Consider the following 11,896-nt stretch of genomic DNA (forward strand, 5'->3'; position numbering starts at 1 on the left):
AGGCGCTTAGACCTCGAGCGAGATCAGTTGCCCCTGGAGGCTCTCCAGGCTGTCGGCGATGCGCAGCACCTCTTCGGCGGGAATTTGGCGAATCACATCGCCGGAGTCGCGATCGATGACGCGGGTCACGATGCGCGAGCGCTCGTCACTCACGTCGAACTCGATGCCGTGGGGGCGCATAACGCTGTTGATGCGCTGAATGGGCTCGACCAAGGCGCCTGCCGAAATAGAGGGATCGGCGTTTGCCTGGGAGAGCTGGCTGCCTGCGGCGGGTAGTGTGCCCAGGACATTTTCGATTTTTTGTCGCGGGGTGAGCTCCTGAAGCGGTGAGCGGGATGCAACGGCGGCGGCATCGGTCAATGGTGACGTCATCTATCGTTCCTCTGTTTTGATGTTATGCACACTCACGGAGGGTGTGCGCGGCGGGCGTCAGGTACAGCCTGTTAAGGTCGTGCCAATACATGGTGCTCAATAACGTAGTGCTCATTAACATAGTGCTAAGGGCAACGCGCGCCGCAGAGTTATGGCCCTATGCCTCTATCATCGACCCGTTATGCGAAATCTTTAAAGTGACGTCATGCGGGCGGGAGTGCGCCTTCTGCTATGCTCCCGCGCTGGATGCCATTGATGCTGTAACAGCAGAGGTAAACGATGCAGGCGCTGCAAGGCGAGTGTGAGCGTATTGGCAGTGCCGCCGCTGTGGCGTCACTGCTCGACGTGCTGGTGGAAGTGGGCGGTGTATCGCTGTGCCTCGACGACGATGAGCGGCGCTTGGAGCCGGTCGTGTTGCAAGAGCAGCGTGGAGGCGAGGTTTTGATCATGGACCTGTCGTCGGTGAGTCATCTATTGCCACGGCTGCAGGAGGGGGAGCCCTTCGTGCTGCGCGGCCAGGCGCGGGGCCAACTGGTGTTCACGCCGCCCCTGCGCTTGCTGGAGATTCGACGCCTCGGCGAGCGTTTTCTCTGCACCAGTGCCTATCCCGACTACCTCGATGTGCTACAGCGGCGTGAATCCTTTCGGGCCGAGTTGCGCTTGGGGATGGGCGTGGCAGCTTCGCTATCGAGCGATGAGAGCGGTGACGTACAGGGCGAGCTGCGTGATCTATCCCAGGAGGGGTGTTTGCTCGAGCTTCCCCTCGCAGCGAGTGCGCTATTAGGCCGTACCGAACCCTCGCTCGACGTAGCGCTGGTCTTTCCCAACGGCACGCGCTTCGAGGCTCAGGTAGAGACTCGCCATCAGCGTGTCGACCCCGAGCGCCACTTGCTGCGCGTGGGCTTTCGCTTCATTGCGCTGAGCGCCGAGCAGGAGCGCCAGCTGTGGTATTTCGTCTGTGAGATCGAGCGCGAAGCGTCGCGCTATCAGAAAGAGGGTGGCGAGGAGCGTACCGCTTCACCGCTGTTTACGGCGCCCGAGCCGCGCCAGGGGATAGGCGACAGCGTCGGGCAGCGCGATATCCAGCACTACGCTACCCCCATGGCGCGCCGCCTGGTCAAGGTCGCCGCCTATATGAACGCCCAGTTGCTTGCGTTGCAGCAGGGCGAATGCATCGATGCCAAGCTGCTATCGCGTAGCGCCGATCGGCTCATGGCACTGCACGACGAGGACCGTGAGGCGCTTTTATTTGCCACACGCTGCCTGGGCGCCGAGCCGCTGCTGGTGCGACACGGCATAGGCGTGGCGGCGCATCTCTTGGATCTGGTGGGGAGTAGCGTGCCACTGGACGTGCGCAAGGCCATCGTCGCCAGTGGACTGGTGCACGATCTGGGCAAGGCACTGGTGCCGCAGGTGGTCTTTCGTGCGGCACAGTTCGAGGCCTCCGAGCGGCAGGCGCTGCATGCTCATGTGAGCCTTCTGCTCGAGCGCCTGGAGGGCTGTCAGTGGCTCTCTACCGCCATTGCGGCAGCGGTGATCGGCGCTATCAACGAGCGTCTCGATGGCAGTGGCTATCCTGCTGGCGTAACCGGTGAGACGCTCAACGAGCTGGCCAAGGCGAGCGCGGTGGTGGACGTGGTAGAAGCGATGCGGCGCGATCGAGCTGATCGCCCCGCGCGAACCACCCAGCAGATCTATCGTCATCTGCTCGTTCATCCGCATCAGTTCGACCCTCAGTGGATCAAACGCTACATCGAACACTTCAAGGCGTTGCCTATTGGCAGCTTGGCGCGTTTTTCCAGCCAGCAGCTTGGCTGGGTGGTGCGTCTCGACGCTAAAGGTAACCCGACCGAAGTGCTGCCCACCCAGGGAACGGAGCCGCCCCGGCGCAATAACGTGGCAGAACCCGTACGTCAGGTGACGGAGAGGCTGGGTCGCCCCATCGGTGAAGTCGCCGTTTCGGCATAAAGGGCGCGTCGGGGTTAAAGTCTTGCGCCTCGGCGCCGATATAAACCGATATAAGAGACAGCAAGAAAGAGACAGCGGAGCCAGTGGCTCACGTGAATCGCTAACCGGCAAGTGGATGCGGCCTCGTCGCGCTGACTTGCCACAGGAGTGTCTACCCATGACCTACTCTCGCGGGGCAGCCTACGGGCGCGGGGCCAGTGCCTATGCGCGCGTCGGCGTAGAGAGCGGAGTGCTCTCCGCCGATCCCCACCAGCTCATCGTTCTGCTATTCGATGGCGCCCAGGCGTCGTTGCGCGCAGCGCGTATCCACATGCAGGCGGGCAACGTCGCTGAAAAGGGCAAGGCGATCTCGAAGACGATTGACATCGTCAATAGCGGCCTGGCAGCGGCGCTGGACCGGGAGAAAGGCGGCGAGATCGCCGAACGTCTGGCATCGCTTTACGATTATATCGGCCGTCTGTTGCTAACGGCCAATCTGCGCAATGACGAAGAGAGCCTGAACCAGGCCGAAAGCCTGCTCGAAGACTTGGCATCGGCATGGCGTGAAATCGGACAATCGCAGAGCGCGTGAGGCCCCCATGTCCACATCTGTTTCCCCCCAAGAGGCGACCCAAACCACGCTCTTGGCGACCTATGCCGAGCTGCTGGAAAGCGTATCGCACATGCTGGCACTGGCCCAAGACGAGCAGTGGGCCGAGCTGATCGATCAGCGTTCGCGCTATGTCGCCCTGGTTGAAGAGGTCAAGGCGCTAGACGCTGCGGTGGCATTGGATGCGGTGGGACGCCAGCGTAAGGCCGACCTGCTCGAGCGTATTCTCGAACACGACGTCGCTATACGCCGCCAACTGGTGGCACGCCGCGAGGAGCTGGGTAAGCTGATCGGTGTCTCCCAGCGCCAGCGCGATCTGCATCGCGCCTACGCCCCTCAACAGGGAAGCGATGAGGCCATCGAGGATAGCGTCACGAGGTCGCGGTGAGCGGCATCAACCCGCTGATCGATACTCTGATGCATCAGGTGCTGGGGCGCCGCGGTGAGGAGAGCGTGCAGCGCTTGGCCGAAAGTGTGCGCCCAGTGGCCCCCGGTGACGGCCCGCGAGCGGTTCAAGGCGATGCTCGCCTGGACGGCAAGCCCGACCAGGCCCTGTTGCAGGATCTGCGCCGATTGCCCCCGGCCCTGGAAACACTGGCGCGCAGTGACGCGCGCGCGCCGGGGGCGGCCGATGGGGCTAGCTCGACCCAAACCCATTTCAGTCCGGCTGCGCGCGGTATCGCCGATCTACTGCTACGCTTTCCGGCGCCGCCGGCAGCGCTGCGGCCCGAAGCACCTCTGCTCGCTGGCGGTGAGCGCGTCGAGTCCGCCCTGCTTGCGACCCGGCTCGAGGCCAGCGTGCGCGATAGCGGCCTGTTTTTTGAGTCGCATCTGAAACGCTGGTTCCAGGGCGATATGTCGCGGGCACAGCTGCAGCGCGAGCCGCAAATGCAGCTGATGCCTCGGCCCGCCATGCCAATGCTTACGGCAGCCCCCGCTGCCCCTGCGTTAGTATCGGTGCTTCCACCCAGCGCACCGCTTCTGCTGCCCCCAGGGGTAACGCTTGTGCCGGTGGCTGCTACTCCTACTGATCAGCACCCGCCTGCAAGCGCGGGGGGGAGTGTCGGCCCACTCTCGCCAGCGAGTATGCCTACGGCGCCTAAAAATGCGGGGCCAGCCGCTTTTTCGCCGACCCAAGGCAGCGCCATATCGCTAGCTGCGCAGGGCGAGGAGCGTGCCGAAAAGGCAGCGCCATCGCTGGGAAACCTGACCCAGGTCAAGTCGCCGCACGCCAAGGGCGATATCGTCCACGAAAGCGTTCAGAGCTTGGTGCGCCACCAGCTTGAAATGCTGGTAGTGCCGACACTTCGCTGGGAAGGTGAGGTATGGGCGGGGCTTTTTATGGCGCTGACCATGCATCTACCAATGGCTACCCAGGATAATGGCGCAGCGCAGCGCCAGGGGCGCGATGAATGCTGGCGTTCAGAAATGCAGCTGGACGTACCCTCGGTAGGACGCTTTACTATTGCGCTTTTACTTGTGCGCAATATATTGAGCCTTGATTTCACCGCGGCGGAAGCAGAAACGCTTACCCATATCGAAGTGGCGCTGCCCGCTTTGGAGCGGCGCTTGAGCGCCTTGTCGTTCGATCAGGTCAGGGTGCACGCCCGCCAGGTGAGCGCGGGGGAAGGCGATGAGTGACGCGCCGGAACAACGTCGCCAGGCCGTGGCGCTGGCCTATCAAGACGGGGAGCGCGCTCCTCGCTTGGTCGCTAAGGGGTATGGTGAGCTCGCCGAGCGCATTCTGGCTGAAGCCAAGCGCCAGGGCATCTATGTTCACGATGCGCCGGAGTTGGTGGCGCTGCTGATGCAGTTGGATCTCGATGAGCATATTCCGCCAGCCCTTTACCAAGTCGTTGCAGAGCTTTTGGTATGGGTGTTTGAACTTTCTGCTCAAGATGGTATACAACCGCGCGCGGTTCAGTAGCCAAGGGAATAATATTTATGCAACCATGGAAAAAAGTTAACAAGTAAATCCATGGCGCTCGATGAATGTATAAGTCCGCGCCCGCGTCGTGCGAAAGGACACCATGAGCCAGATCAACTTTATCGATGAAATTCAGGATATCAATCTTGCCTACCTGCTGTTGGCCCAGCGGCTTTTGGGGGAGGATCGTGAGACGGCGATGTTTCGCTTGAAGATCGACGGCGAACTCGCCGATCTTCTCGTCGGACTCAATGCTCGCCAGCTCGCCAAGTTGGCGCGTACCAATCAACTGCTCTGTCGCTTATGCCCTGTCAGCGCGGAGCAGGTCCAGCAGGTCGTCGATAACCCGCGCGACCAAGGGCTTGCCGGGCTGCATACGTCGCTGCTGCTGGCCACGCACCGGCGCGAGTCGGTCTCTGCCAAGGAGCCGTCGTGAGCCAGAAGAGCCTTATCGACGAGATGAACCAAGTGCAGCTTGCCATCGAGTTGATCGAGTTGGGGGCGCGGCTGCAGGTGCTGGAGACCGAAACCGAGCTTAGTCGCACGCGTTTGATCAAGCTGTATAAAGAAGTGCGCGGTATGTCGCCGCCCAAGGGAATGCTGCCGTTCTCCGCCGACTGGTTCATCACCTGGCTGCCTAACATCCACTCGTCGCTTTTCTACAACATGTACCAGGGCCTGCTTTTCGATACCGCGTGCGAGCGGATCGACGCCTTCGTCAAAGCTTACCGGCTCTACGGCGAGCAGATGACGCTCGAAGCCGTCGAACCTGTACTGGGGCTAACGCGGGCCTGGACGCTGGTGCGTTTTTTCGAGAGTGATCTGCTCCAGCTCACCGCCTGTGAGCGCTGCGGCGGACACTTCGTGACCCACGCTCATAGCCCGGCCCAGGGCTACGTCTGTGGTATCTGCCAGCCCCCTTCGCGGGCAGGCAAGACGCGCAAGTCGGTGCGTCATGACGATGTCAGAAGTGGAGAGTAAGGTTCTGCCCCCTAGCAGCGCTAAGGCTCAGAAGGCTTAGATAGCACCAAAACGCTGCGGTTCTCGTGCATTAGAACCGAGCACCTGCCGGGTATCATGCCCCAAGACGATGAAGAACGACCGGCTTCGGGGCGCTAGGGGCGCTCAGTAGCGGCGCTCTTTGATGATGACAATCTGACGTATCGCAAGGACACTGCTCGTGCTGATCCCCCTTGGTTATTTGGTCGTGCTGCTTTCGGTCTTCGGCGGTTACGTGCTGGCTGGCGGTAGCCTAGGGCCGCTGTTTCAGCCCACCGAACTTTTGATGATCGGTGGCGCGGGTATTGGCGCCTTTCTGGCCGCCAATAACGGAAAGGCCATCAAGGCGACGTTCAAGATCTTGCCCAAGCTCAAACGCACCAAAAACTACAATAAAGGGCTCTACATGGAGCTCATGGCGCTGCAGTTCAAGCTGCTCTCCAAGGTGCGTCGCGAGGGCATGCTGGGGATCGAGCGCGACATCGACAATCCCCAGGAGAGCGCGCTGTTCCAGGAGCATCCGAGCGTGCTGGCCGACCCGCATATCATGAACTTTCTCACCGACTATCTACGCCTGATGGTCAGCGGCAGCATGGAGCCGATGGAGATCGACGAGCTCATGCTGCATGAGATCGAAGCCTTCGAACAGGAGGCGCACATTCCCATCGACGCTATCGCCAAGGTAGGCGACGCCATGCCTGCCTTCGGTATCGTGGCGGCGGTCATGGGCGTGGTGAAGGCACTGACCTACGCCGATGCGGGTCCTGCCGAGCTTGGCCAGATGATCGCCCATGCGCTGGTGGGTACCTTCCTTGGGATCCTGTTGGGCTACGGCTTCATCAGCCCCGTCGCCAGCTACGCCGAGCGCCAAGCCAAAGAGGCCGAAAAGATGCTGCAGTGCATCCGTGTGACGCTGCTTGCGAGCCTGCACGGCTACGCCCCGCAGATCGCCGTCGAGTTCGGGCGCAAGGCGCTGCATACCGCCGAGCGTCCCACCTTCAGTGAGCTCGAAGAGTACGTGCGTGACGCCAAGAAGGCCGGTGGTGCATGAGCCAGGGGGGGAGCAAGCGTCCGATCATCATTCGGCGCAAGAAAGTCGTTCACGCCCACCACGGCGGCGCCTGGAAGATCGCCCTGGCAGATTTCATGACGGCGCTGATGGCGCTCTTTTTGGTGCTATGGATCTTGAGCGTGGCGAGTGAAGAGCAGCGCGAAGGGGTCGCCGAGTACTTCAGTGCGCCGCTGGTCGCTGCGATTACCGGCGGCGACCGTGCCGGTAGCACCCGCGTCATTCCCGGTGGCGGACCCGATCCTGCGCATATCGACGGTGAGCGGGTCCGCGTCTCCACGTTACAGCATACGCGCCCAAGCCCTCAGGAGCGGCGCTACTTCAACGACCTGCAAGAGCGTATCGAGCGGGCGATCGAGCGCGACCCCGAACTACGTCAGCTACGTCAGCAAATGCGCTTCGACATTACCCGTGAAGGGCTGCGGATTCAGCTGCTGGATACCGAGCAGCGGCCGATGTTCCAACTGGGTAGCGACCAAGTTGCTCCCTATATGCGCAGCCTACTGCGCACCATGGCGCCCTTGATCAACGATCTGCCCAACGAGCTCAGCATCAGCGGACATACCGACAGCGTCCCTTACGCCGGTGGCTATCGCGGCTACAGCAACTGGGAACTCTCCAGCGACCGCGCCAACGCCTCGCGACGTGAGCTGGTGATCGGCGGGTTGGAGCCGGCCAAGCTGCTGCGCGTTTCGGGCTACGCCGATCGCGTTACGCTGCCGGACATTCCCACCACCGACCCCATGAACCGGCGCATCGAGCTGATCGTCCTGCTGCCCGAGATCGCCGACGCCATTCGTAGCGCCAGTACGGCAAGCGGCAGTGAGCTGACCGCGCCAAGCCCGGATAGCATTGATGACGCCATGCGCGAAAGCGACGTAGAGGCCGACCCAACAGAGGCAGATCCAACAACAGGCGCACAGTCGCCAACCACGCAAAGCGAGTAGCGCCTGAGTGAACCCTATAGCGATGACCGGGAGATGGGGTGGGAAATGGATATAACCGATTTCTATGACACGTTCTTCGAGGAGGCCGAGGAGCTCTTGGCCGATATGGAGCGACACCTGCTCGATCTCGACGTGGACGATCCGGACAGCGAACAGCTCAACGCCATCTTTCGCGCTGCCCATTCCATCAAAGGCGGAGCGGGCACGTTTGGCTTCGATGTATTGCAGAAAACGACGCACATCCTCGAGAACCTGCTCGACCACGCGCGCAAGGGCGAGTTGGCCCTGCGTGCCGATCTCGTGGATACCTTCTTAGAGGCAAAAGACATCATGCACGAGCAACTCGATGCCTATCGCAGCGAGCAGACCCCGGATCAGGAGGCCTTCGAGCGCATCTGCCGAACGCTTCAGCAGATTGCGCTGGAAGAGCTCTCTTCTGGCACTCTGGAGCCGGGCCTCGCTGCAAGCGAGGCGTCCGCGCCTGTGGCTGGCGAACAAGCGCCCGCCTTGTCGCAAGCATCTGAGCTGGCAGCGCCTGTCGACGACGTGACCTCTGCCGGTAGCGACGCTGGGTGCCTTGTCGTTACGCTGCTCAACGTCGGCGACAAGGACCGTACGCTGCTGGTCGAAGAGCTCGAACAACTGGGTACGATTCAGTCTCAGTCAGGCGACGAGAAGCGCTATGAAGTGCTGCTCCAGGGAGATGTCAGCGCCGACGACATCGAAGCGGTGATGTGCTTCATCATCGAGCCTGAGCAGATCGAAATTCGTCCGGCGGCAGCCCCGGCCGTAGCACCTGCGTCTGGCGCTCCTGAGGCCGCGCCAGCGCCTATGGTGGCAAGCGAGAAAGCGCCCGTCAGCGAGAAAAAGACGACTGCTGCTGATACCAAGGCCAGCGAGAAAAAGGCGCCAGCCAAGAAGGCGGCTACCGAGTCGAGCTCGATCCGCGTCTCGGTGGATAAGGTCGATCAGATCATCAATCTGGTCGGTGAGCTGATCATTACCCAGTCGATGCTCGACCAGACGGTCAGCGAAATGAGCGAGCAGGCAGGCGCCAGCAGCGGCTCGTTGCAAAACGGCATGAGCCTTTTGCAACGCAACGCTCGCGATCTTCAAGAAGCGGTGATGTCGATCCGGATGATCCCCATGGAGTTCGTCTTCAGCCGCTTTCCTCGCGTCGTGCGCGACACCGCGAGCAAACTCGGCAAGGAAATCGAACTCATCACCGAGGGCAAGTCCACCGAGCTCGATAAGAGTCTGGTCGAGCGTATCACCGATCCCTTGACCCACCTGGTACGTAACAGTCTCGACCATGGTGTCGAGCTGCCTGAGGTGCGAGAGGCGCTGGGCAAGCCGCGTACCGGCAAGCTGACCCTCTCCGCGCGCCATCAGGGCGGCAACATCCTGATCGAAGTGAAGGACGACGGTGCCGGTATGGACCGTGATCGGCTGCTGGCCAAGGCGCGCGAGAACGGCTTGAGCGTCTCCGACACCATGAGCGACGAAGAGGTCTTCCAGCTCATCTTTGCCCCGGGCTTCTCCACCGCCGCCCAGGTCACCGACGTCTCCGGGCGCGGCGTAGGCATGGACGTGGTCAAGCGCAACATCCAGGGCATGGGCGGGCGCGTGGAGATCCAGTCGAAGAAGGGCGAGGGCACCAATACCCGCATCGTGCTGCCGCTCACCCTGGCGATCCTCGACGGCATGTCGATCCGCGTCGGTGGCGAGACCTTCATTCTGCCGCTCTCCACCGTACTCGAGTCGCTGCAGCCTGCTAAGGACGACATGTACGCCATGGCGGGTGACGACGTCGTGCTCAAGGTGCGTGACGAGTATCTGCCGGTCATCGCGATCCACGAGGTGCTGGACGTGGAGAACGCTATTACCGACCCGACGAAGAGCATTGCCGTCATCGTCCAGGGGGAGGGGCGCCGCTACGCCATGTTGGTCGACGAGCTGGTCGGCCAGCAGCAGGTCGTAGTGAAAAACCTCGAAGACAACTACCGCAAGGTGCCCGGCATTTCGGCCGCGACCATCCTTGGTGATGGCAGCGTGGCGCTGATTCTCGACATTACCGGCCTTCACCGCTTGAGCCGGGTCAAGAAAGAGGCAGGTAAGAGAGTGAATAATCCATCTTTTTCGTTTTTCAAGGAGGCTGAGCCGTCATGAACCCGACGATCAACGAAGCGGTATTGGCCGCCGAGGCGGAAAACCGCGAATTTTTGGTGTTCTCCCTGGGGGAAGAGGAGTACGCCATCGATATTCTCAAGGTGCAGGAGATTCGCGGCTACGAGAACGTTACGCGTATCGCCAACGCGCCCGACTTCATCAAAGGGGTGACCAACCTTCGTGGCGTGATCGTGCCGATCGTCGACCTGCGCATCAAGTTCCACCTCGATAACGTCGAGTACGGCGGTCAAACCGTGGTGATCGTGGTCAACGTCGCCGACCGGATCGTAGGCATCGTCGTCGATGGCGTCTCCGACGTCATGACGCTCACGCCTGAGCAGATCAAGCCAGCGCCAGAGTTCGGCGTCACGCTGTCGTCGGATTTCTTGAGCGGACTCGGCAGTCTCGACGATCGCATGCTGGTGCTGGTCGACATCGACAAGCTGTTGACCAGCGAAGAGATGGCATTGGTGGACAGCACGCGCAAGGCCTGAGGCGCCCAGGTGTAACGGTCGATAACGATAAAGCGTTGCGCCGGCTGCGCGCACGTAGGGGAGGGGCGGGTGTGACACAGTGGATACGTCAAACGATGAACGACATGACCGTACGCCTGAGCTGGGGCCTGGTATTGGCCACCTTTTCGCTGCTAGTGCTGCTGGCCTGCGGCCTAGGCGTATATGGGCTGCACCGTGGCGCCGAGCTGGCCCTGAGTGCCAGTGACATGGCCAGCCAGCAGGCAGCGTTTGCCACGTTCAGTCGGCGCCTCGTCTGGGCGCTGTTAGGCGTGATCGTGGTGACGCTAATCACCGTCATCGTCGTCGTTTGGGGCGTGACGACCAACGTGCTGCGCCCGCTCGATCGTCTGGTGCGCCATTTCGAGCGTATGGCCGAAGGCCACCTCGACCAGCGTATCGAGAGCCTCGGACGTAACGAGATCGGGCGACTCTATCACGCCATGGGGCATATGCAGGGATCGCTTGCGCATACGGTGGGCGTCGTGCGCGATAGCGGCACGGCGATCTTTACCCGCGCCCAGCACATCGCCGAGGGCAACAACGACCTCTCTTCGCGCACCGAGCAGCAGGCGGCCTCGCTCGAAGAGACCGCCTCGAGCATGGAGCAGCTCGCCTCGACGGTGAGTCACAATGCCGACAACGCCCGCCAAGCCAACCAGTTGGCCGAAACGGCGTCGCATACCGCGCGACGTAGCGGCGAGGAGGTCGGCGCTATCGTCAGCACCATGGAGGAGATCAGCGCAAGCTCCCACCAGGTTGCCGACATCATCACCGTCATCGACACCATCGCGTTCCAGACCAATATCCTGGCGCTGAATGCCTCGGTCGAGGCGGCCCGCGCTGGCGAACATGGCAAGGGGTTTGCCGTCGTTGCCCAAGAGGTGCGCAGTCTCGCCAGCCGCTCGGCAGCCGCCGCCAAGGAGATTCGAAGCCTCATCGAGACCTCGCTTGGCAAGGTGGATGTGGGGACCGCCGCGGTCAATCAGGCAGGCCAAACGATGCAGGATTTGGTCGCAGCGGTGCAGCGCGTCAGCGACATCATGGATGAGATCGCCGCCGCCTCGACCGAGCAGTCCAACGGTATCGGCCAGGTCAATCAAGCGGTAGCGCAGATGGACCAAGTCGTGCAGCAAAACGCCTCCTTGGTGCAGGAGGCAGCGCGTAGCGCCAACCAGCTCGAAGACGAAGCCGCACGTCTGCGCGAAGCGGTGGAGCGCTTCAAGGTCGCAGACCACCACGCAACGTTAGCGCCCCCTGTCGTGGCAACACCCAAGCCCGCTGTCTTGGTGCCTACGGCTCGTGCCGACGAGTGGGAAGCATTCTAGCTCGGCTCGACGGCCG

Annotated in this window: 13 protein-coding genes; 12 read left to right on the forward strand and 1 reads right to left on the reverse strand. The window is 61.8% G+C overall.

From position 1 onward, the window contains the following. Positions 1-6: 6 nt before the first annotated feature. Positions 7-372, reverse strand: coding sequence for a flagellar protein FlaG (locus LLY24_RS13105; protein ID WP_259036758.1), 366 nt, complete (start codon positions 370-372; stop codon positions 7-9). A 279-nt stretch (positions 373-651) separates the two neighbouring features. Here LLY24_RS13105 and LLY24_RS13110 point away from each other — a divergent pair, with 279 nt between their 5' ends. The 12 genes from LLY24_RS13110 to LLY24_RS13165 all read left to right on the forward strand — a co-directional run bounded on the left by LLY24_RS13110 (position 652) and on the right by LLY24_RS13165 (position 11,880). Then, complete coding sequence (locus LLY24_RS13110; RefSeq protein ID WP_259036759.1) at positions 652-2,340, forward strand: HD domain-containing phosphohydrolase; 1,689 nt, start codon at positions 652-654, stop codon at positions 2,338-2,340. 157 nt (positions 2,341-2,497) lie between these two features. Beyond that, positions 2,498-2,911 carry a flagellar export chaperone FliS gene (gene fliS, locus LLY24_RS13115; protein ID WP_259036760.1) on the forward strand — a complete coding sequence of 138 codons (414 nt, stop codon included), beginning with the start codon at positions 2,498-2,500 and terminating at the stop codon, positions 2,909-2,911. Positions 2,912-2,918: 7 nt separating this feature from the next. Continuing rightward, a complete protein-coding gene (gene fliT, locus LLY24_RS13120) occupies positions 2,919-3,317 on the forward strand; it encodes a flagellar protein FliT (protein ID WP_259036761.1) in 399 nt (132 codons plus the stop codon). Then, entirely contained in the window at positions 3,314-4,570 is a 1,257-nt protein-coding gene (fliK, locus tag LLY24_RS13125; protein WP_259036762.1) for a flagellar hook-length control protein FliK, read from the forward strand. The genes fliT and fliK overlap by 4 nt, the downstream gene beginning before the upstream one ends. Continuing rightward, positions 4,563-4,856 (forward strand): EscU/YscU/HrcU family type III secretion system export apparatus switch protein, encoded by a 294-nt coding sequence (locus tag LLY24_RS13130; RefSeq protein WP_259036763.1) that lies wholly within the window; start codon positions 4,563-4,565, stop codon positions 4,854-4,856. Before fliK ends, LLY24_RS13130 begins: the two co-directional genes overlap by 8 nt. Before the next feature lie 103 nt (positions 4,857-4,959). Further along, positions 4,960-5,292: a flagellar transcriptional regulator FlhD gene (gene flhD / locus LLY24_RS13135; RefSeq protein WP_259036764.1), complete on the forward strand. Its 333-nt coding sequence runs from the start codon at positions 4,960-4,962 to the stop codon at positions 5,290-5,292. After that, positions 5,289-5,837, forward strand: coding sequence for a flagellar transcriptional regulator FlhC (gene flhC / locus LLY24_RS13140; RefSeq protein WP_259036765.1), 549 nt, complete (start codon positions 5,289-5,291; stop codon positions 5,835-5,837). Before flhD ends, flhC begins: the two co-directional genes overlap by 4 nt. 199 nt (positions 5,838-6,036) lie before the next feature. Next, entirely contained in the window at positions 6,037-6,906 is an 870-nt protein-coding gene (gene motA, locus LLY24_RS13145) for a flagellar motor stator protein MotA (RefSeq protein ID WP_259036766.1), read from the forward strand. Beyond that, positions 6,903-7,871, forward strand: a complete 969-nt coding sequence (gene motB, locus LLY24_RS13150) for a flagellar motor protein MotB (RefSeq protein WP_259036767.1) — start codon at positions 6,903-6,905, stop codon at positions 7,869-7,871. The genes motA and motB overlap by 4 nt, the downstream gene beginning before the upstream one ends. A gap of 45 nt (positions 7,872-7,916) precedes the next feature. Then, on the forward strand, positions 7,917-10,040 hold the full coding sequence (gene cheA / locus LLY24_RS13155) for a chemotaxis protein CheA (RefSeq protein ID WP_259036768.1): 2,124 nt from the start codon (positions 7,917-7,919) through the stop codon (positions 10,038-10,040). Beyond that, complete coding sequence (gene cheW, locus LLY24_RS13160) at positions 10,037-10,534, forward strand: chemotaxis protein CheW (protein ID WP_259036769.1); 498 nt, start codon at positions 10,037-10,039, stop codon at positions 10,532-10,534. Before cheA ends, cheW begins: the two co-directional genes overlap by 4 nt. 95 nt (positions 10,535-10,629) lie before the next feature. Then, positions 10,630-11,880: a methyl-accepting chemotaxis protein gene (locus LLY24_RS13165; protein ID WP_259036993.1), complete on the forward strand. Its 1,251-nt coding sequence runs from the start codon at positions 10,630-10,632 to the stop codon at positions 11,878-11,880. The last annotated feature ends 16 nt before the right edge of the window (positions 11,881-11,896 follow it).

The organism is Halomonas dongshanensis (assembly GCF_024790395.1).
Classification (GTDB): Bacteria; Pseudomonadota; Gammaproteobacteria; order Pseudomonadales; family Halomonadaceae; genus Vreelandella; species Vreelandella dongshanensis.